Origin of the sequence: Sphingopyxis sp. Geo25 (assembly GCF_949769135.1) — a bacterium.
GTDB lineage: Bacteria > Pseudomonadota > Alphaproteobacteria > Sphingomonadales > Sphingomonadaceae > Sphingopyxis.
Genome location: NZ_CATKOZ010000002.1, coordinates 185877 through 204605, shown reverse-complemented (window position 1 = coordinate 204605; position 18729 = coordinate 185877). Strand labels below are relative to the sequence as shown.

Sequence of the window (18729 nt, the reverse complement as noted above, 5' to 3'; positions counted from 1 at the left end):
GGAATGGCGGAAACCCACGTTTCCCGCCATTCCCAGATGGGGACATTGGGAAATTCGATGAAAAAAAGATGGCGCCGACGCCTCGCGAGAGGGGCCGGCGCCGCGCATAAAAAGGAGGGCAGGCCGCGGCCTGCCCTCCAGTCTGCAGAGGTCCGTCGAGGAAACGGGCTCCCCGTACGAAGCCTTGTCCTCAGACGAACGTGATCATGTCGTAGGACGCATTGCCCTGGCTGTACGCATTGATCGCGGCAACCGAGTCATAGGCGCCCAGTGCAGCGAGCGCCTGGATCGGAGCCGAAGCGCCTTCCCAGAAGTCTTCGATCAGCACCGCACCGGCCGAGGTGAAGACATAGACGTCGAGCCCGTCGCCCTGGCCGTCGAAGTCACCGGTGACGACGCCCATGTCGTTCGCCGGGTCGAAGCCCGCGTCGACATCGAACACCAGCGTGTCACGGTTCGCGAGGTTGAAGTCGCGGCCGTCACCCAGGTTGAACGGAGCACCGATCACGTCGTTGCCAAATCCCGGCGAGTTGTCGGTCGAGTCGAACTTGAACAGATCCTTGCCTGCGCCGCCCGACATGTGATCGTCGCCTTCGCCACCGGTGATGGTGTCGTTGCCCGATTCACCTTCGAGGTTGTCATCGCCCACGCCACCATTGATGGTGTCGTTGCCGGTGTCGCCGCGAATGGTGTCGTCGCCTTCATCGCCGTTCATGTTGTCGTTGCCGAAGCCACCCGACATATAGTCGTTGCCATCGCCACCGAACATGGTGTCGTTGCCGCCACCCGGGTTGCCCAGGTTTTCGTACAGCGTGTCACCATACATGATGTCGTCACCGTCACCACCGTACATGGTGTCGTTGCCGGCATCGCCAGCGAGCTGGTCATCCCCGTCGTTGCCGCTGACGACATCGTTTCCGGCACCACCATAGATCAGGTCGTTGCCGTCATCGCCCGACAGATTGTCCGCACCGTTGTTGCCCTGGATCAGGTCGTCGTCGTCGCCACCCGAAACAACGTCGTTGCCGTTGCCGCCGGTGATGTTGTCGAAGCCCGAGCCACCCGAGATGACGTCGTTGCCGTCGTCGCCCGACAGGGTATCGTTGTCGTCATTACCTTCGATGACGTCGTCGCCTTCGTCACCGTTGATGATGTCGTCGCCGTTGCCGCCCGAGATGAAGTCGGCATCGGTGTTCGACGGATCGAGCGGATCGAAGAAGGGATCCCCGTTGCCGCGGATCACGTCGTCGCCGTCGTCGCCATACAGGTCGTCGTCGCCACCTTCGCCCCAGATCACGTCGTTGCCGCCGTCACCATGGACCAGGTCGTTGCCGTCGTTGCCGTTGAGCGTATCATCGTCGGCACCGCCGCCGATGTCGTCGTCGTCGGCGCCGCCCTGGACGAAGTCGAGACCCGCCCCGCCGCGGATGACGTCGTTGCCGGCATCGCCGTCGATTTCGTCGTCGCCGTCTTCACCGAGCAGGAGGTCGTCGCCTTCACCGCCGTCGAGCTGGTCGAAGCCGGTGCCGCCAAGAACGACGTCGTTGCCGTCATCGCCCCAGAGAAGGTCGTCGCCCGTGCCGCCGAGGATGGTGTCGCCGCCGCCCTGGCCAAAGACCTGGTCGTCGCCTGCGCCGCCCTCGATGTAATCGGCATGGCCGTTACCCGGGTTGTAGCCGCTCTGGTTGTAGGCATAGTCGGGGTCGGCCTTGCGGTTGACACCATTGTCGCCGAAAATGACGTCGTTGCCGTCGCCACCGTACAGCTGGTCGACACCGTTGCTGTTGGTGCCGCCTTCAATATAGTCGTCGCCCGTCCCACCGAGGACCACGTCGGTTTCGGTGCCGCCATAGAGGTTGTCCTGGCCGCTGCCGCCGTCGATATAGTCGTTGCCGGCATTGCCTTCGACGCGGTCATCGCCCGACTGGCCGTAAAGCGTGTCGTTGCCGGCATCGCCACGAATATAGTCGTTGCCGCCACCGCCGTAGCCGGTGTCGTCACCCGCGCCGCCGAGCAGCGTGTCGTTGCCGTCGGCCACACCATTGTCGATGCCGACATATTGGACGTTTCCGGGGCCGATGACGACGAAATCGGCCTGGTCGCCGATCAGCGTGTCGTTGCCGGTACCGCCGTCGATACGGTCGTTGCCATAACGTCCGATAACAGCGTCATTGCCGGCGTCGCCATAAAGGTCGTTGTCGAGGTTGTTGCCGTAGACGGTGTCGTTGCCGCCGTTGCCACGTGCGTTGTAAGGCAGCGTGGCGGTCGAGACGATCGCGTTCAGATCGATGAAGTCGACCGCATTGGTGCCCAGAACCTGACCGCGGGCGGTCGGATTCTTGGCCGCAGTCGGTGCGTTCGAAGGAGTCACAGTTGGCATTTCGCTATCCTCTTCATTGTTGGGTCGCAAAGATGCGGTCTCACCGACTCGGGCGAAATCACACCCCCATGGCCCGATCGGTTGTCGAGCCATGAAGCTTGGATATGGCGGGGGCCGGGGGGGGCATATTCCTGCTTGGGGACATGGCCGAAGATTTTCCGAACTGCTTCATTTTGGGGCAGTTCTTGTCGCTGAACTGTCACGGGCACAGCACGCTCCGCGCCGTCCCGAAGGGCGGCCCGTCGCGCTGTTTCGACGCGATCCGATACTATTTGACGCGGCGTCCGAGTGCCGAGGCCGACGGTCTGCCGCCAAGCGACGCGGCCGGCGTCGCCGCCTCGCCGCCAGAAGATGGAACAGCGGGCGCCGACGCGACGGGCGCACTGCCAAGCATCGACTGTCCGGGCCGCACAGGAGTGGCGGAGGCCTTGGCGGACGCGTCCCCGCTGGCGATGCTTTCGCCCGCAGCCGGACGCCCCAGCGCCGATGCGCCCGGCCGCGACACGGTGCCCGCCGCGCCAGCCGTGCAGCACCGCCCCTCGAGGATCGCATCGCCGTCGAGCCGGCCGATGGCCGCCAGCAACCCTGCGCGCGCGACGAATTCGTTCCGGTTGGCGCGTTCGAGCGTCACCCGCGCGGTCAGCAACTCGTTCTGCGCATCGAGCACGTCGGTGAGCGTCCGGTTGCCGCCGAGCGCCTCCTTCTTGAGGCCCTCGGCCGCTTGTTCGATCGCGGCGACCGCGGCGGTTGCGGTGACGATCGTGCTCTTCGCCGACTGCCACCGCGTCCAATAGCTCGCCACTTCCTCCGCGGCCGCACGGGTCGCGATGTCGGTCTGCGACAGGCGCTGGTCGCGGACAGCGCGTGCGCGGCCGATTTCGGCATGGTCGCGCGGCACGAAGATCGGCACCCGAACCTCGAGTCCGCCATAGAGCGAGGAGCGATCGTCGGGCAGCTTGCCGGTGAACAGGTTCGCGACCCCGCCGGCCAGATACTCATAGCCGCCGACCGCGTCGACCTGCGGAAACAGCGCTCCCGCTGCGAACTGGACGCCGGCCTTTCCGGCCTCCGCATTAAGTCGCGCGGCGCGCAGTCGCGGCGCGTTCTCGAGCGCGATCTTCTGGGCCGAGGCAAGCGAGTCGGGCACGGGCGCGAGCGCCGGAAGCGCCGGAAGCGTCGTCGCCGACTGCCCGCTCACGGTCCGGAACTCGTAGCCGTTGACGTTGAGCTCCTCGGTCGCGGCGAGGACGCCGGCCTGCGCCGTTGCGAGCCGGGCCTTCGCCAGCTCTTCATCGGTACGCGTCGCCTCTCCGAATTCCAGCTTGCGCGACGTCGCGCGCAGCTGCTCGCCGATCGCGTCACTTTGTTGCTGCGAATATTCGAGCACCTTGCGCTGGAGATGGACGTCGGCGGCGGAGGTGAGCAGGTCGAGCAGCGTGTCTGAAATGGTCGCATCGAGCCCCGCTTCGGCCGCCGCCATCTCGGCGGTCGCGATCTGCACCGAATTATAGGTGCGATTGCCGTCGTAGAAGCGCAGGCGCGCCTCGATCGCTCCGTTGGCCGACGTATATTTCGAATCGCCGCGGCCGCCATTCTTGACGTCGATCTCGCGCCGCTGGACGGTTCCGTTCGCCTCGACCGTCGGGAAGTAGCCCGCCTCGGCGGTGGCGAGTCGCGCCTTGGTGATTCGCACCTGCTGACGCTGCGCTTCGATGTCGGGATTGGTTTCGATGACAGTCTTGGCGAGCGAGGCCATCGTGCTCGACGGCGCGCGTCCCGGTGCCGGGGCCTGGGCCAGCAAAAGCGCGGGAATCGCTGCAATCGCGAGTGCGCCGGACGCGCATAGCAGGCGCGCGCTTTTGGTCGATGGTCCCTGCATTTGCCCCCTCCTGAGACATCGTCGATGCGAGCGGCGACCCCGGCTATCTCGATGGCGTGAGGATAGGCCGCGGCGGAAGGGCGGGAAACTACCCATACGGATATGTCCGAGTGGGTAATAGACTCGATCCGCCGAATCGAAATAGACAAACCCCGCTTCCTGCAGCCGTCACGGCAGGAGCGCTGTCGGCGGGTGTCCGTCCACCGACAGCCGCTGAGTAAGATGCCCAAGGCATACCGGCAAGGCGCGCGGTCCCATCCGTACGGGGCCGGCGTGCCGGACAATATGGTCGCGCGTGCATGTCCTGTTGCGGGATTTTCAACCCCCGCTCCGGGTCCAATGTCTCATGGGGGGCCATAATGTCTTCGGATGCCGAACTTTCGACTCTCTATGCCGATGCAGGCGGCGACGCTTTCCATTCCTGCGATCTCCCGTTCGAACCCGACCATGGAGAGACGATCTCGGGGCTCCGGCATGGCGTCGACGCGATGGCGAACACGCGCAAGGTCTGGCACGACTTCCTCGGCCAGTTCGACATCAGCTCGGCGATCCTGACGGTCACGCTTTCGGGCAGCGGCGCACAGCGGCACGCCTATCTGCTCGGCTTCGACCATGTCCGCGACGACGCCGATGCGACGCAGCGGCTCCTCGCTATGATGGACGACCTCTGGTCGCGCATCGGCGAGCAGTCCGTCCACCATTTCCAGATCGCGGGAACCGGCTTCGGCGCCGAACTCGGTACGCACGGCGACCCGGCGACGGGGCTCTACGACTGCGGCGTCGCGCTCCAGATGAAGCGCGGCGGCGCCTGTATCCACGCGCTGTTTTTCCGGCAGGGCGGATCGGCCCGCTTCAGCGACCGCGACATCGCCTCGCTGCAGATGGTCGCGCCATTGCTCGCCGATTCGGCGACGCATGCTGCGCAGCTCGCACGCCAGTCGCAGCGGTCGGCGATGCTCGAAGGGATGTTCGACCGCGTCTCGCTGGCGATGGCGCTGCTCTCGGCCGACGGACGCCCGCTGTTCATCAACAGCGCCGCGACCGCGCTTCTCGGTCAGCGCAAATGGCTGATCCGGGCCGCCGACGGCGCGATCGTCGCCGCGAATCCGCAGCAGGCGAAGGAATTGCGCGAAAGCATCCGCCGCGCCGCGACCGCGTCGCAGCCGGTCGAGGATGTGTTCCGGCTCGATTGCAGCAACGGCGACTGGCGCCTCGCCTATGTCGTTTCGGCGAAATCGCGGTCGGGCGACGTCACCGCGCGCTGCGCGATGCTGATCCTCATGGGCCCGGGCAAGGTCGACGCACCGACGTCGCTGCTCGAGGCGCTGGGGCTGCTCCCGTCCGAACAGCGTTTCCTCGGCCAGTTCCTGAAATCGAGCAGCCTCGGCAACGCCGCCGAAGGCTGCGGGCTGTCGGAAGAGACCGCGCGCACCTACTTGAAGCGCGTCCGCGCCAAGCTGGGCGTGCATCGCCAGATGGAGCTTGCGGGTCTGATCTCGGGGCTCGTCCTGCCTCTTCACGCGGGCGACGGCCCGGCGCTCCGGGACTTCTGACATGGCCTTCAATGCCCTGACCGCCGCGTTCGGCCGCGAACGCTCCGGCAACCTGTTGACCGACAGCCTGCTGCCGCAGCGCGCGATCGCCGGCAAGCTCATCTTCTTCTCGATGATCACCAACCTGGCGGCGCTCGCCATGTCGTTGTTCATGATGCAGATTTTCGATCGCGTGCTGTCGAGCCAGAGCAAGGATACCCTGTTCTTCCTCGTCCTCGCGGTGACGATGGTGATCGGGCTCGGTTCGATGCTCGACGGCATCCGCCAGCAGGTCGCGAACAGGGTCGGAACCTGGCTGGCGCAGCGGCTCGGCCCCTCGCTCCTCGTCCGATCGCTCGAACAGCGGCTGATCGCGCCGAACACGCGGCTCGAGGCGCTCCGCGAACTGGCGCAGGTCAAGAATTTCATCTCGACCCCGACGGTCTTCAGCGTCGTCGATATGTTGTGGGTACCGCTTTACCTGTTCATCGTCTTCCTGCTGCACCCGCTTTTCGGCCTGATCTCGGCGGTGGGCGCGATCACGCTGTTCGGGCTCACCTGGTATAACGAGCGCATGACCCGAAACGCGATCAGCGAGGCGCAGGCGCTTGGCGCGCGCAACATGCAATATGCCGAATCGCTCGTCCGCAACAGCGAAGCGATCGACGCCATGGGGATGGCCGACGACACCGTCGCCCACTGGGCGCACCGTTATCATGAAGAGACCAATTCGGTCGATCGCACCCAATTCCAGTCGAGCAAGATCCTCGCCTGGATGAAGTTCATCCGCAATTTCGTTCAGATCGCGTTGCTGGGCACCGGCGCGCTGCTCGTTCTCGACCAGCAGATCACCGGCGGCGCGATGATCGCCGGCTCGATCCTCATCGCGCGGCTGCTCGCGCCGATCGAAGCCGCGATGAGCTATTGGAAGCAGTTCGTGCTCGCGCGCGAAAGCCTGCGCCGCCTGTCGCGCTTCTGCGACCTGCCGCGCCCGCGCCCGTCGCAAATGTCGCTTCCCAAGCCGACCGGGGCGATGGCGGTCGAACGGCTGAGCTATGCCGCGCCGGGAATGAAAGGCGCGATCCTGAAGAATGTCAGCTTCGCGATCGATGCGGGCACCGCGCTGGCGATCGTCGGTCCGTCGGCGTCGGGCAAGACGACGCTGTCGCGGCTGCTCGTCGGGGTGCTGAAGCCAAGCGCGGGGCATGTCCGCCTCGACGGGGCCGACACGTTCGACTGGATGCGCAGCGACTTCGGCCCGAACGTCGGCTACCTGCCGCAGGACGTCGAGCTGCTGCCCGGCAGCATCCGCCAGAACATCGGCCGCTTCCGTCCCGGCGCGAGTGATGCCGACGTGATCGCAGCAGCGAAACTTGCCGATTGCCACGACATGATCCTGCAGCTCGACGGCGGCTATGACTGCGTGCTGACCGACGGCGGCTACCAGCTTTCGGGCGGCCAGCGCCAGCGCGTCGGCCTTGCCCGCGCGCTGTTCGGCATGCCGCCGCTCGTCGTGCTCGACGAACCCAACGCCAGCCTCGACGCGCGCGGCGACGCGGCGCTGCTCGGCACGATCAAGAAGCTGAAGGCGATGAACGTGACGACGATCATCGTCTCGCACCGATCGAACCTGCTCGAGCTTGCCGACAAGATCCTGCTGATGATCGACGGGCAGGCCGCGAAATTCGGCGACGCGCGCACCGTCGTCGAGGAAATGGCCGGGAAGCGGCGGGTGATCCAGCCGGGCGGCGCACCGGGCGGTCCGAAGGCGCCGCCGGCGATGGCGAACGAAAAGGGGATGGGGGCGTGAACATTCCGGTACGTCTCGAGGCCGGCAGCGAGGCCGGACCGCTCGCCCTCCCTGCACCGGCGGCGGATTTCGCCGCGCCGAAGGTCGGGCGGTCGATGCGCCTTGCGATGATCGCGATCGGGCTGTTCGTCGCCGCCTTCGGCATCTGGAGCTGGGCGGCACCGCTCAACAGCGCCGCCATCGCCTCGGGCTTCCTCGAAGCGGCGGGCGGCGGGCGCCGCACCGTGCAGCATCTGGAAGGCGGCATCGTCAGCAAATTCCTGGTCGTCGAGGGGCAGCAGGTCCGCGCCGGCCAGCCGCTGGTGTTGCTCGACGCGACTCAGAACGACGCGTCCGACGCCGCGCTGCGCTCGAGCTATTATGGCCTCCTCGCGCAGGACGCGCGGCTTACCGCCGAACGGCTGCGGCTCGACCGGATCAGTTACCCGGCCGAACTGCTCGCGGCCGCAAGCGATCCCGAGGTCAAGGAAATCATTGCGGCGTCGAACGCCGAATTCATTTCGCGCCGCCGCGGGCTGGCCGAGCAGTCGGCCATCCTGTCGCAGCGGATCAGCCAGGCGAACGCCGACATTCGCAGTTCGGGCGCGCAGATCGTGGCGCTTGGCGACCAGGCCAAATTGCTCGAAGAAGAGGAAATGGGCGTGAACATGCTCGTCGACGAAGGGCTGGAGCGCAAATCGCGCCTGCTCGCGCTGCAACGCCAGAAATCGGCGGTTGCCGGCGAACGCGGCAAACTGACCAACAATATGGACCGGCTGCGCGATGCTATCGGCGAAACGCAGGCGCAGATGACGTCGCTGCGCGGGCAGATGGTACTCGACGCGGCGCAGCAGCAGCGCGAGGTTCAGCTCAAGATCGCCGAGGCGCGAGAGCAGCTCAAGGTCAGCACCGACGTCCGCAGCCGCAAGCAGATCCTCGCCCCGATCGACGGACGGGTGGCGAACCTGCGGCTGATCACGCCAGGCGGCGTGCTGGGATCGGGGCAACCGATCCTCGACATCGTTCCATCGTCGGAAAAAATCGTCGTCTCGGCGCGGCTGCGCCCGACCGACATCGACATGGTTCATTCGGGGCTGAAGGCCGAGGTCCGGCTGACCCCCTATAAGGCGCGGGTTATCCCGAACCTGATCGGCACGGTGCGCGAGGTGAGCCCCGATGCGATCTACGACCAGGACGCGCACCAGCTATATTACAAGGTGATCGTCGAAATCTCTCCCGAGCAGCTTAAACGCTATCCCGACGTGCGGCTCATGTCGGGGATGCCTGCCGAAGTCTTCATCGATCTCGGGTCCAGTTCGCTGCTGCAATATCTCTTCCAGCCGATGATCGACAGCTTCAACCGATCGTTCCGGGAATCATGACCGGGACGGCGGCAGCGGCCGATGGCTAGCCGGCCGCGAGAGGGGGGAAAAACAGTTGTGCGGTTACGGAATACTGTTCCGGGGCGTCGGCCACGCCGTGCAGGGGACTGCACTGGGCGTCGCGGCCGCGATCGGGATCGGCGATTCCGCACCGCTGGACCCGCCGCCGCGGTTCACGCCCGACCTTCCGCGTCCGTCGCCGGCGATCGATCGGCCTTCTGTCGATCCGTCCGATATCGGTGGGCTGGACGCGATTGCGCTATCGGCGACACCGACGCGCGTCGGCGCCTTCCTTTTCGAACCGGTCGGCGACCTGCGGCCGCCGCATCGCTGGCCTACTTCGGCCCCGGCCAGCCCGTCGGCGGATGCCCCGGCCGCGATAGCGCCGGCGCCCGAATCCTTGGTCGACGCCTCGCGTCCCGCCGCCCCGGCCTTGGTAGCACGCGATCTGCCGCTGCCTCCGGCCCCGGCCGCCACATCCCCCGAGCTCCCTGCCACGGCTCTTCTCCCCGCTGCTCTCCCTCTTCCCGCCGACATCGTCCTTGCCGCTCGGGCGGCGGCGGACAGCGTGCCTCCGGGCGCGGTGCCACCGGCCGATGCCCCCTTTGCAGCCGAACAGGAAGCGCACGCCATGGACGCGGGATTTCCGGCTTTTGACGCCGATATATCCGCCGTGTCCTGGCTCGGAGATCAGGGGGCACAGCGACAGGCGCTCGCCGCGCCGCCCGACCTGGAGCGGCCCGGCGGCGAAGCCTGCCCCGAAACAGCCTGCGGGCCCGACGGCGGCAATGGCCCAAGCTCGCTGACCCCCGACAGCGCGGGCGGCATCTCCCCGATGCATGCGCCGCTTCTCGATCTGCCGGCGGGGCATGGCGAGGGGGGCGTGACGCTCGCCGCCGCAGCGCCGCGGCCCGAGGCGTCCGAACTCGGTCAAAGCGCCCCTGCCGCCGAGGCGCCGCCGCCGGAAATCGGCCCCGAGGGCAGCACGGTAGAAGGCGAGGCACAGGCCAAGGAAGTCGACCTGTTGAGCCCCGAACCGCTACCGCGTGGCGGGCTGGCGCTGTCGGGCGGCTATTCGTCGATCGAGGGGCCGGTCGGATCGATCAAGCTGTCGCGCACCAATATCAGCGGCCCCGGCCGCGACATCACCGCGCTGTTCCGCTATTCGGACATCCAGACACAGGCCGAGGTCGGTTATTCCGATGCCAATTTCATGGGCAGCCGCTTCGCCTTCGCGCCGACCCTGTTCTGGTCGCGCTCGTCGGCGATCGGTTTCGGCAGCGACAAGCAATCCTCCGAATTCCGGCAGGATGCGCGCGGCGCCAATATATTGATCGGCAAGGCGATCAAGGGCGGCTTTCGCGCGACCGCCAACTATCGATTCGCGAAAGAGAATTTCCGCATCAAGGACCAGGATACCGTCTGCGATCCGGCGCTGCTCGGCGGCGCTTTCTGCAACGCGCTCGGCCGCTCGCGCAGCTCGATCCTCAGCCTCGCGCTCAGCCTCGACCGGCGCAACAGCGCGGTCGACCCGACGCGCGGTTTCCAGGTCCGCATCGTGCAGGATTTCGCCGGTCCGGGCGGCACATCGCGCTATGCCAAATGGCGCATTGGCGGCACCGCCTACGCGGGTTTGGGCAGCGACCTCGTCCTCTCGCTCGGGGTCGAGGGCGGGTTCCTGACCTCGCTGGGCGGGCGCGAGGTGCCGCTGTTCGACCGCTTCTACATCGGCGGCAACGCGATGCGCGGATTCGATCTGCGCGGCCTCGGGCCCAAGGTCGTGCCGACCGCCGCGGCGCCGGGCGAAACCACCGCGATCGGCGGCCGCGCCTATTATGTCGCGCGTTTCGAGGTGTCGGTCCGGCCGGGCGCGGGGACGAACCGCTTCGGAATCACCCCCAGCCTGTTCGTCGACGCGGGATCGGTGTTCGGCGCGCGCAAGTCCGACCTCGCGCCCGGCGAGGTGCTGATCGGCAATTCGGCGAAGCCGCGCGTCGCGGTCGGCATCGGCGTGTCGCTCAACACGCCGGGCGGCAAGTTCCGCATCAATTTCGCCGAACCGGTCGTGCGGCAGGACGGCGACCGCTCGAAGCGCTTCTCGATTTCCTTCGGTACGGCTTTTTAGCGTCGCGACGACCAAAGGGGCGGCTACTAGCCCAGAGCGAGGGCGTTGCGCCAGGCCACCGGTATCATTAGCAAGGCGACCGCAACGGACAGGAGACGGAGATGCCCACCGCCAAACTTGCCGCGATGTTGCTGCTGACGCTGCAGGCCGGATCGACGCCCGCCCCGCCCGCGGCGGTACCCGACCCCCGCCGCCCGGCGCCGACCTTCGACACCGTCGCGCCGACCCTGCCCGAACTGAAACACCCCGCGGTGCTGATCGTCAGCAAGACCAACGGCTATCGCCACGACAGCATTGCCCAGGCGGTGCCCGCGATCGAAAAACTGGTGAAGGCGCGCGGCTGGAGCAGCTTCGCGACCGAGAACGCCGCGGTGTTCAATCCCGAGAGCCTTGCGAAGTTCGACGTTATCGTCTTCGCCAACGCCAGCGGCGACATCTATACCCCCGAGCAGCGCGCCGCCTTTCGGGCATTCATCGCGCGCGGTGGCGGTTTCGTCGGCCTCCACAGCGCAGGCGACGGCAGCCACCCCGACTGGTTCGTCCGGATGCGCGGCAACGGCAATTTCATCGGCCACCCGGGCGGCGCCGACCAGTTCCAGACGGCGTGGCTGAGCGTCAAGGGGCGCGGCCATCCCGCGACCTGGCACCTGCCCGAACGCTGGCGCTGGACCGACGAATATTACAGCTGGGACGCCCCGCCCGCCGCCGACGCGCATATCGTCGCATGGCTCGACGAGGGCACGCTGCGGCTCGAGCAGAAGCTGCGGATGGATGATGGTCATGCGCTGATTTGGTGGCGCTGCGAGGGCCGTGCGCGCATCTTCTACTCGGCGCTCGGCCACCGCGCCGAGGCATGGCGCGACCCGACGCACCTGCAGATGGTGAACGGCGCGATCGGCTGGGCTGCGCGCAAGGAAGGAACGGGCTGTAGCTAGCCGACGACCTCCGCCGTCGCCGCGCGCTCGATAACCCGGCGCCAGCCGGGTTCGGGGGTCAGCAGAAAGATCTCGCGCAGCGCCGCCTCGATCGCATCGGCCGACAGGTAGCGTTGATCGATGCCACCGTCCGCGCGGCGGATCGTCAGCCGGTTGTCGCGCAGGCCGTACCGGGCCTCGTCCGTCGTCCGAGCCGCGATAAGCTGGTGGCGGAAGTGCGAGGCGGGATGCTGCGATGTGTACCAGTTGCCGACCTCGTAATCGATCGCGGGTGCCGGCGCATCTTCGAGGTCGTACAGCACGCGCCACTCGCCCGCGACTGCAGCCTCGACGCGGTGGCCGCCGCCGTGCGGCGTGAGGCGATAGGTTTCGTGCCGTGTCGGCTGCGCCGCGCCGGGCTGGTCCATTGCGAGCGGCTGCGGCGGTACCGTCGCGCCGAAACCGACGTCCACCAGCCAGGGCCGTCCGCCGAGCCGGACGCGGATGGTCATGTGGGTGCGCGGCGTCGCCGGAGCGTCGTCGGGCAGCATCCAGCGCACGCGCCCGATCAGCCCCTCGGCGTCGAAACCCAGTTCGGAGAGGACGCGAAGGAACAGCGCATTCTGCTCGAAGCAATAGCCGCCGCGCCCACGGTCGACCAGCTTCGCCTCGATCGCTTCCGGGGCAATATCGACCCCCGCGCCGGTGAGCGCGTCGAAGGATTCGAACGGAATCGCGGCCTGGTGCGCCGCCTGCAGCAGTACGAGCCCCTCCAGCATAGGCGCAGGCCGGCTGGCGAGCCCGATGCGTGCCAGATAGCGCGACAGGAAGGATGGCCGTCCCGCACCGTCTTCGGGGCGATCGTCGGCCGAAAGCGGCGGCTGGCTGTGGTGCAACATCGGCAAAGGCTCCTCGAAACGAATCATCTGCCGACGCTTATGAAAGCTCAACCAAAGGTGAGATCAAGACAAAGAGGACGAGTCCTAAAATCACCTAATCCGTCATTATATGAGGGGCTTACTCATTGCCATCGCGCATCGGCTGGGGCACAATATGCCCTACAACATAGTCGTCAGGAGACCCCATGACCGCTCTACGCTTTGCCGCTGCGTTCGCCCCCGTTGCCCTGCTGTTCACCGCCACGCCCGCGAAGGCCGCGACCTGCGAGGAAGCCTTTGTGAAAAAGGGCAATGCAATCACCGGGCTCCGATTCACAGCCGCGGTAACCGTCGCCGACCTGCCGCCCGCAGTCGCGATCGGCCAGATGCGCGGGATCGCTGCGGGCAAGGGCTATGACATCATGGCCGATGAGGCCGAGTTCGGGTCGATGCTTATCGAACAGCCGATGACCGGCGGCGCGCGCGCCTTTCCGATCCAGATCACCGCCACGCAGACCGGCGGTGTCGGCACGGTCGTGATGGAGGCCAAGCTGCGCGCCGGCCAGTCGACGAAGACCGAGCTTGCGATGGCCGAAATGTGCGGCATGCTGAACGCGATCAAGGGCGGCAAGGCGGGTGCAGCCGCCGCGAAGAAGGGCGCGACCGCGACGACCGTCGCCGCCGCCCCGGTCAAGATCAGCGCGCTCGGCCTGTCGCAGCAAGTGTCGAAGGACACCGAGCGCAACGCCGCGGGCGTGCTGACGCGGTACAAGGGCAAGCAATTCACCGTCGACGGCACCGTCGCCTATGTCACCAAGGACGGCAATGCCTTTCGCATCGGCTACAAAGTTCCAGACCCCTGGGATCAGGCGATCCGCCTGCCCAACCAGGCGCCGTTCAAGACCGACATCGTCTGCTATATGGCACCGGGTCAGGCCGCCTATTCGCTCCAGCTCAAGCCCGACAAGGCGATCAAGCTGACGGGTACAGTCGAAGATTTCGACGAGTATAAGCATGTCCTCTGGCTCAAGGATTGCCGACCGGCGCAATAGCCGGCCGAAGGGGCGTTCGATGCCGATCTCCCCGCGGTGGCGCAGGGCGATGCTTCGCGCTGATCCCTACTTACGCCTTGGTGCGTGCAGGCTTCGCAAGATTCGCTTCAACCGCTCCGCGAACAAGCGCCCTGAACGCCGCGGCATCGACCCCGTCGCCTTCGAACAGATCGATCGCGCGGCGGACATTGCCGTCGAGGCTCGAATTGAACAGGCGCGCCGGATCGTCGATCGCCGCCCCCTTGGCGAAGGTCAGCTTGACCTTGTCCTTGTAGGTTTCGCCGGTGCACAGCACCCCCGCATGCTCCCATGTCGGCACCCCGCCGGGATTGGTCGGCTTGCGCCACTTGACCGTTTCGACGACGTCGGGATCGACCTCGCGGATCAGCGCGCGGAGCTTCGCCAGCGTCGCACTGCGCCAGTCGCCGAGCGACGCGATCTTGGCATCGATCAGCGCCGAGGGATCTTCGTCAGACACCCAAATCTCTCCTCACATCTGCTCGCCCGACAGCAATGCCACCTTTTCCGTCATCGCCTCGGCCCGATAGCGTCCGAGCCGACGATGACATGGCGGGCGCAACGATGCTAGGCTGCGATTAGCGTACCGCCGTGTCCGCTCTCGGAAATTCGTGTTTCAGGGAGAAAGCCATGACCATCCGCCGTTCGACGATATGCCTGCCCGCCGTGGCGCTGATGCTGGGCGCCTGCGGCGAAAAGGCCGGGGAGACCCCCGCCGGCGCCGCCACGACGACAGCTCCGGCCGCGGAGGGAGCAACCCCCGCACCCGCCGCCGCTGCAAAGCCGGCCGAAGCGCCCTCGCCGCTGCCACCGACGGCCGGGTCGAAGCTCGCCTCTTATGTGGGCAAATATCCCTTCGACAAGGTCGACGGCGTCGCATGGAACGACCATGCGCTCGTCAAGGCGGGCATCGCCGCGAGCGTCAGGGACAAGGCCGCGCTGAAAGCAATCACGACGCTCGAAGGGCCCGCGGGCCCGATCGAGATGCGCGGCGACAAGGTCATGTCGTGGGCGTGCGAGGCGCATAATTGCGGCGCCCACCAATGGGCGGTGCTGGTCGACCCGCGCACCGGCGCGACCGACGTCTGCTATTATGACGAGGAAGCCGACGCCGCGAAATCGCGCTGGTTCCTGTCGACCGGCAAGGAAGAAAAACGCGACGGCAACTGCCAGTAGCGCGCGGTTCCTCGCGATGATTCGACTCGCGCGCCGATTGAGAACATAATAGGAACATTATCCGATTCGGAGGAAGACCGATGACGCCGATGTTCCGCTATTTTCTGGGCTTTCAGGTTCCGGCCGACCGCGCCGGCTGGCTGGCACGCCAATTGCCGCCCGTTTCGGGCGATCTGTTCGCGGGGCTGAAGCCGCAGAATTACCACGTGACGCTTTGCACGATCGACGAGGCGTCCGCCCCGCACCCGTTTCTGCGGCAACGGGTCGCGAAGGCGTTCGCAGCGGGATTGCCCGGCGCAGCCTGCATCCCGTTCGGCCGGATCGTCAGCAAGGGCGCGGGCGCCGAACTCGTCACCGCCGGGAGCGTCGCCGCCATTCGCCAACTCTATGAGGCGATCGTTGCGCTTCTCGCGCCGCATGGGATCGAACCCCTGTATCGCCATTCGGGCCTCCGCCCGCATGTGACGCTGGGGCATGGCAGGCATCCCTTCGATCCGGTGCCGGTCATGTGGAACTGGATCCCGCGCGATCTTGCCCTGATCGAAAGTCACGTCGGACACGGCCGCTACCGCGTCCTCCAAAGCTGGCGGCTGCTTGCTCCGGCGCAGGGCGCGTTCGACTTCATGGCCGACGAACTGCCGTCGCCGCTTCGCCGCGCGGCTTAGCCTTCCAGACTATGTTCGAGCGTGATCTCGCAGTTGAGCAGCTTCGACACCGGGCAATTCTTCTCGGCCTCCGCGGCGATCGCGGCGAACTCCTCGGCCGAAATCCCCGGCACCTTGCCCGTCAGCGTCAGCGCCGACTTGGTAATGGTGAAACCCCCATCCTGCTGCTCGAGCGTCACCGCCGCGCCGGTTTCGAGCGTGTCGCCCGAATAGCCCGCCCGCGCCAGCCCGAAGGACAGCGCCATGGTAAAGCAGGCGGCATGCGCCGCTGCGATCAGTTCCTCGGGATTCGTCCCGGGCTGACCTTCGAAGCGCGTCCCGAAGCCATAGGGCTGTGCATTCAGCACCCCCGATTTGGTCGTGATCGATCCCTTGCCTTCCTTGCCGAAGCCTTCGTAGCGGGCGGATGCGCGGTTGACGGTCATGTTGGTCTCCTTCGGTTGGGTCGGTAGGACTCGATGATGATCGGGGAGCGATCAGGCCGAAAGCAGCTTACGCCCTGACCCCAGTCGCTTCCACGCCTTTTCATGGAAGAAGAATGCGACGGCATTGATACAGGGCTCGATGATAGCGATCCCGCCGGCGAGCGTCGCCGAGCCCGTCATCACATAGGCGACGCTGAACCCGATGGTCAGATGGATCGACAAATAGGTGAAGGTCTTGATCAGGTCGGTCGGCATCGTCCGTCTCCAGTAACTGCGAACATCAAGAATTTAAGAATGATTCGCAATAACGGCCAGCGATGGCTTTCGGTCAGTCTGATCGAGTTTTGCGTTCTACCCCCGCGCGATCGAGCTCGGGGCCGAGCCGGCCGGTCAACCAGAGCCCCCACATCCGGAAATCGGCGGCGAGGCTCCACAGCGGATAGGTGAAGGTCGCCGGCCGGTTCTTCTCGACCCCGAAATGCGCGACCCACGCGAAGAAATAGCCCGCGACCGGCAAAGCGACGAGCCAGCCCCAGCGCGCCGTCAGCAGCGCCGCCGCCGCGATCAGCACGACAAGGCTGGTCCCGACATAGTGGAGCGCCCGCGTCCGCGGCTTGCTATGCTCGCGCAGGTAAAAGGGCCAGAATTCGGCGAAGTTCGTGTAGAGCCGTGACATGGCGCCGAGGATGCGCTGCGGATGGCGGCTGGTCAAACGAAAGACACCCTGCCGTCGCAGCGCCAAATATTTCGGCATTCTGTGACAATGTGATAGGATCGCGCGCGGGTCGGACAGGGGAGGCGGTCATGAAGAAATCGGTTCGCGCGCTCATGGGGCTGGTCCTGCTCGACGCGATCATCATCGGCGGCGCCTGGTGGATGATCGGGCAGACGCAAAGCGGTGCCTGGAATTCGAACGACCCGGCCGAATCGATCCGGCTGGTCACGACCTCCGCAGGCGCGATGGTCGGCATCGTCACCGTCGTGTTGCTGCTGGCCTTCTTCCGTCATCGCAGCGCCGGCAACTGAACGAAGCCGCCCGACCGTCACCTTTCGGGAGGTCGGGCGGCGCCGGCGGTTCCGCCCGGTCCCCCTTCGGATAAACCGCCGCAACCCCGTGCGGGGAAATTGTGCCCTCCCGCCGGGGTCCTGCGTGGCGGGAGGGCTGGCCCCGTGCCGGCGTACGGGCCAGCACGGAACGGGAGGCTTATTAGCGCGCCGCCTCGCGGACCTTCTGCACCGCGGGAAGAAGAAGGCCGATCAGGATCTGGATCGGGCCGCTGCTGATCGTCATGCTCCCCTGCGCGGGCTGCGCCGACTGCGCCATCGCGGGGGTCGCCGACAGCGCGATCGTCAGGGCCATCACGGGGGCGATCATCTTGCTGGTCATCGTCTCTTCCTCTCGGTCTGTCCGCCGGGGGGCGGTTGATGTTTCGATGAAGAGCTTTTGCCGCATGACGTCACATCTCGCGGTGATCGCGGTCACTCGCGCGAAGAAAAATGACAAGAGACTGAAAAGAAAGCGAAGAAACTTATCCTGCTCGCTTCAGCCGCACCAAAGCCGTGTCGAGCGCCTGCAGGAATTGCGACCGGTCGGCCTTGGAGAAGGGCGGCGGCCCGCCGAGTCCTTCGCCCATGCCGGCGCGCAGGTCGGCCATGATCGCGCGCGTCGCGATCGCCGGACCGATCGATGCGGCCGTAAATGGCTTGCCGGTCGGCGCGAGCACCGTCGCCCCGGCCTTCAGCGCGCGATCGGCCAGCAATATGTCCGCAGTGATTACGACGCTCGTCGCACTGGCAGCCTCGGCAATCCAGTCGTCGGCGGCGTCGAACCCGTCCGAGACGACCACGCGCTCGATCAATGGATGGTCTGGCACGCGCAACCGGCTGTTGCTGACGATCTTCACCGCCACTTCGTGCCGCCACGCGACCTTGTAGATCTCGTCCTTTACCGGACAGGCATCGGCATCGACGAGGATCTGGACGGTCTCGGGCATCTATGGACGAAGTCAGCCGACCTCGACGCCCTTCCAGAAGGCGATGCGGCCCGCGATCGCCGCCGCCGCTTCCTTGGGTTCCGGATAATACCAGGCCGCGTCTTCGTTCACCCGCCCGTCGACCGTGACATGATGATAATGCGCGACGCCCTTCCACGGGCAAAAGCTTGTCGTCGCGCTGTCCGACAACAGCGCCGCATCGACCGCGGCGCGCGGAAAATAGGAATTGCCCTCGACGACGACAATGTCGTCGCTGTCGGCGATCACCGCACCGTTCCACACGGCCTTCACCATGACGGCCTCATGTTTTCCACCGCGGCATGCGCGGTCATTTCTTCATATTGTCGAGCCCGGCGACAACGCCCGGCTTGGTCGACGGATTGCTCGCATTCGGCTTCTTGGGCTTTTCGGCCTTTGGTTTGCGGGCTTCGCGGCTCGATTTCTTCTGGCCTTTGGCCATGGTCAATACCTTTGCGGCGGCGGGCATGAACACCCGTCGCCGGACAGCCTAGGCGCTTTG

20 protein-coding genes are annotated in these 18729 nt (G+C 66.2%); 9 read left to right on the top strand and 11 right to left on the bottom strand.

All coding sequences use genetic code 11. The annotated features are described in order from the left end of the window. Window positions 1-190 precede the first annotated feature (190 nt). Together QOL68_RS08255 and QOL68_RS08250 are read right to left on the bottom strand one after the other, a co-directional pair. A complete protein-coding gene (locus tag QOL68_RS08255) occupies window positions 191-2380 on the bottom strand; it encodes a calcium-binding protein (protein WP_282949004.1) in 2190 nt (729 codons plus the stop codon). 268 nt (window positions 2381-2648) lie between these two features. Beyond that, complete coding sequence (locus tag QOL68_RS08250; RefSeq protein ID WP_282949006.1) at window positions 2649-4259, bottom strand: TolC family protein; 1611 nt, start codon at window positions 4257-4259, stop codon at window positions 2649-2651. Between the two features lie 359 nt (window positions 4260-4618). Between QOL68_RS08250 and QOL68_RS08245 the strand changes: the two genes are divergently transcribed. The 5 genes from QOL68_RS08245 to QOL68_RS08225 all read left to right on the top strand — a co-directional run bounded on the left by QOL68_RS08245 (window position 4619) and on the right by QOL68_RS08225 (window position 12022). Then, a complete protein-coding gene (locus QOL68_RS08245; protein WP_282949007.1) occupies window positions 4619-5812 on the top strand; it encodes a helix-turn-helix transcriptional regulator in 1194 nt (397 codons plus the stop codon). A gap of 1 nt (window position 5813) precedes the next feature. Continuing rightward, window positions 5814-7601, top strand: a complete 1788-nt coding sequence (locus QOL68_RS08240) for a type I secretion system permease/ATPase (protein WP_204991955.1) — start codon at window positions 5814-5816, stop codon at window positions 7599-7601. After that, window positions 7598-8962, top strand: a complete 1365-nt coding sequence (locus QOL68_RS08235; RefSeq protein ID WP_204991956.1) for an HlyD family type I secretion periplasmic adaptor subunit — start codon at window positions 7598-7600, stop codon at window positions 8960-8962. Before QOL68_RS08240 ends, QOL68_RS08235 begins: the two co-directional genes overlap by 4 nt. Window positions 8963-9059: 97 nt before the next feature. Beyond that, complete coding sequence (locus tag QOL68_RS08230; RefSeq protein WP_282949010.1) at window positions 9060-11087, top strand: BamA/OMP85 family outer membrane protein; 2028 nt, start codon at window positions 9060-9062, stop codon at window positions 11085-11087. Window positions 11088-11188: 101 nt separating this feature from the next. Beyond that, a complete protein-coding gene (locus QOL68_RS08225) occupies window positions 11189-12022 on the top strand; it encodes a ThuA domain-containing protein (RefSeq protein ID WP_282949012.1) in 834 nt (277 codons plus the stop codon). On the opposite strand, the gene QOL68_RS08220 is transcribed toward QOL68_RS08225, so the two are convergent. Continuing rightward, entirely contained in the window at window positions 12019-12927 is a 909-nt protein-coding gene (locus tag QOL68_RS08220; RefSeq protein WP_282949014.1) for an arylamine N-acetyltransferase family protein, read from the bottom strand. The genes QOL68_RS08225 and QOL68_RS08220 overlap by 4 nt on opposite strands. A gap of 158 nt (window positions 12928-13085) precedes the next feature. On the opposite strand from QOL68_RS08220, the gene QOL68_RS08215 reads away from it, so the two are divergent. After that, a complete protein-coding gene (locus QOL68_RS08215; protein WP_282949016.1) occupies window positions 13086-13931 on the top strand; it encodes a hypothetical protein in 846 nt (281 codons plus the stop codon). Between the two features lie 70 nt (window positions 13932-14001). On the opposite strand, the gene QOL68_RS08210 is transcribed toward QOL68_RS08215, so the two are convergent. After that, window positions 14002-14409, bottom strand: coding sequence for a DUF1801 domain-containing protein (locus QOL68_RS08210; protein WP_058455153.1), 408 nt, complete (start codon window positions 14407-14409; stop codon window positions 14002-14004). A gap of 170 nt (window positions 14410-14579) precedes the next feature. Between QOL68_RS08210 and QOL68_RS08205 the strand changes: the two genes are divergently transcribed. Both QOL68_RS08205 and QOL68_RS08200 read left to right on the top strand, forming a co-directional pair. Next, window positions 14580-15125 carry an Ivy family c-type lysozyme inhibitor gene (locus QOL68_RS08205; RefSeq protein ID WP_282949020.1) on the top strand — a complete coding sequence of 182 codons (546 nt, stop codon included), beginning with the start codon at window positions 14580-14582 and terminating at the stop codon, window positions 15123-15125. Window positions 15126-15205: 80 nt separating this feature from the next. Further along, window positions 15206-15790 carry a 2'-5' RNA ligase family protein gene (locus QOL68_RS08200; protein ID WP_282949022.1) on the top strand — a complete coding sequence of 195 codons (585 nt, stop codon included), beginning with the start codon at window positions 15206-15208 and terminating at the stop codon, window positions 15788-15790. Here the strand turns inward: QOL68_RS08200 and QOL68_RS08195 are convergent. The 3 genes from QOL68_RS08195 to QOL68_RS08185 all read right to left on the bottom strand — a co-directional run bounded on the left by QOL68_RS08195 (window position 15787) and on the right by QOL68_RS08185 (window position 16891). Further along, complete coding sequence (locus tag QOL68_RS08195) at window positions 15787-16215, bottom strand: OsmC family protein (protein WP_058455156.1); 429 nt, start codon at window positions 16213-16215, stop codon at window positions 15787-15789. The genes QOL68_RS08200 and QOL68_RS08195 overlap by 4 nt on opposite strands. A 51-nt stretch (window positions 16216-16266) precedes the next feature. Beyond that, entirely contained in the window at window positions 16267-16470 is a 204-nt protein-coding gene (locus QOL68_RS08190) for a DUF2061 domain-containing protein (RefSeq protein ID WP_204991962.1), read from the bottom strand. 73 nt (window positions 16471-16543) lie between these two features. Continuing rightward, window positions 16544-16891, bottom strand: coding sequence for an Mpo1-like protein (locus QOL68_RS08185; protein ID WP_282949258.1), 348 nt, complete (start codon window positions 16889-16891; stop codon window positions 16544-16546). A 128-nt stretch (window positions 16892-17019) separates the two neighbouring features. On the opposite strand from QOL68_RS08185, the gene QOL68_RS08180 reads away from it, so the two are divergent. Beyond that, the gene (locus tag QOL68_RS08180) at window positions 17020-17241 is read left to right on the top strand and encodes a hypothetical protein (RefSeq protein WP_204991963.1); all 222 of its coding nucleotides are present in this window, start codon (window positions 17020-17022) and stop codon (window positions 17239-17241) included. A 181-nt stretch (window positions 17242-17422) separates the two neighbouring features. Here the strand turns inward: QOL68_RS08180 and QOL68_RS08175 are convergent, their stop codons facing one another. The 4 genes from QOL68_RS08175 to QOL68_RS08160 all read right to left on the bottom strand — a co-directional run bounded on the left by QOL68_RS08175 (window position 17423) and on the right by QOL68_RS08160 (window position 18669). Next, entirely contained in the window at window positions 17423-17602 is a 180-nt protein-coding gene (locus QOL68_RS08175; RefSeq protein WP_204991964.1) for a hypothetical protein, read from the bottom strand. A gap of 142 nt (window positions 17603-17744) precedes the next feature. Beyond that, entirely contained in the window at window positions 17745-18209 is a 465-nt protein-coding gene (locus QOL68_RS08170; RefSeq protein ID WP_282949028.1) for a YaiI/YqxD family protein, read from the bottom strand. Window positions 18210-18221: 12 nt separating this feature from the next. Continuing rightward, a complete protein-coding gene (locus QOL68_RS08165) occupies window positions 18222-18503 on the bottom strand; it encodes a DUF427 domain-containing protein (protein ID WP_282949029.1) in 282 nt (93 codons plus the stop codon). Window positions 18504-18537: 34 nt separating this feature from the next. Further along, window positions 18538-18669, bottom strand: a complete 132-nt coding sequence (locus QOL68_RS08160) for a hypothetical protein (RefSeq protein ID WP_269433229.1) — start codon at window positions 18667-18669, stop codon at window positions 18538-18540. Window positions 18670-18729: the final 60 nt, after the last annotated feature.

What these genes read in the sequence shown, in the direction of transcription:
- QOL68_RS08255 (WP_282949004.1), bottom strand. Translation starts at nt 2,380, where the DNA reads ATGCCAACTGTGACTCCTTCGAACGCACCGACTGCGGCCAAGAATCCG.
- QOL68_RS08250 (WP_282949006.1), bottom strand. Translation starts at nt 4,259, where the DNA reads ATGCAGGGACCATCGACCAAAAGCGCGCGCCTGCTATGCGCGTCCGGC.
- QOL68_RS08245 (WP_282949007.1), top strand. Translation starts at nt 4,619, where the DNA reads ATGTCTTCGGATGCCGAACTTTCGACTCTCTATGCCGATGCAGGCGGC.
- QOL68_RS08240 (WP_204991955.1), top strand. Translation starts at nt 5,814, where the DNA reads ATGGCCTTCAATGCCCTGACCGCCGCGTTCGGCCGCGAACGCTCCGGC.
- QOL68_RS08225 (WP_282949012.1), top strand. Translation starts at nt 11,189, where the DNA reads ATGCCCACCGCCAAACTTGCCGCGATGTTGCTGCTGACGCTGCAGGCC.
- QOL68_RS08220 (WP_282949014.1), bottom strand. Translation starts at nt 12,927, where the DNA reads ATGATTCGTTTCGAGGAGCCTTTGCCGATGTTGCACCACAGCCAGCCG.
- QOL68_RS08215 (WP_282949016.1), top strand. Translation starts at nt 13,086, where the DNA reads ATGACCGCTCTACGCTTTGCCGCTGCGTTCGCCCCCGTTGCCCTGCTG.
- QOL68_RS08205 (WP_282949020.1), top strand. Translation starts at nt 14,580, where the DNA reads ATGACCATCCGCCGTTCGACGATATGCCTGCCCGCCGTGGCGCTGATG.
- QOL68_RS08200 (WP_282949022.1), top strand. Translation starts at nt 15,206, where the DNA reads ATGACGCCGATGTTCCGCTATTTTCTGGGCTTTCAGGTTCCGGCCGAC.
- QOL68_RS08195 (WP_058455156.1), bottom strand. Translation starts at nt 16,215, where the DNA reads ATGACCGTCAACCGCGCATCCGCCCGCTACGAAGGCTTCGGCAAGGAA.
- QOL68_RS08190 (WP_204991962.1), bottom strand. Translation starts at nt 16,470, where the DNA reads ATGCCGACCGACCTGATCAAGACCTTCACCTATTTGTCGATCCATCTG.
- QOL68_RS08185 (WP_282949258.1), bottom strand. Translation starts at nt 16,891, where the DNA reads ATGTCACGGCTCTACACGAACTTCGCCGAATTCTGGCCCTTTTACCTG.
- QOL68_RS08180 (WP_204991963.1), top strand. Translation starts at nt 17,020, where the DNA reads ATGAAGAAATCGGTTCGCGCGCTCATGGGGCTGGTCCTGCTCGACGCG.
- QOL68_RS08175 (WP_204991964.1), bottom strand. Translation starts at nt 17,602, where the DNA reads ATGACCAGCAAGATGATCGCCCCCGTGATGGCCCTGACGATCGCGCTG.
- QOL68_RS08170 (WP_282949028.1), bottom strand. Translation starts at nt 18,209, where the DNA reads ATGCCCGAGACCGTCCAGATCCTCGTCGATGCCGATGCCTGTCCGGTA.
- QOL68_RS08165 (WP_282949029.1), bottom strand. Translation starts at nt 18,503, where the DNA reads ATGGTGAAGGCCGTGTGGAACGGTGCGGTGATCGCCGACAGCGACGAC.
- QOL68_RS08160 (WP_269433229.1), bottom strand. Translation starts at nt 18,669, where the DNA reads ATGGCCAAAGGCCAGAAGAAATCGAGCCGCGAAGCCCGCAAACCAAAG.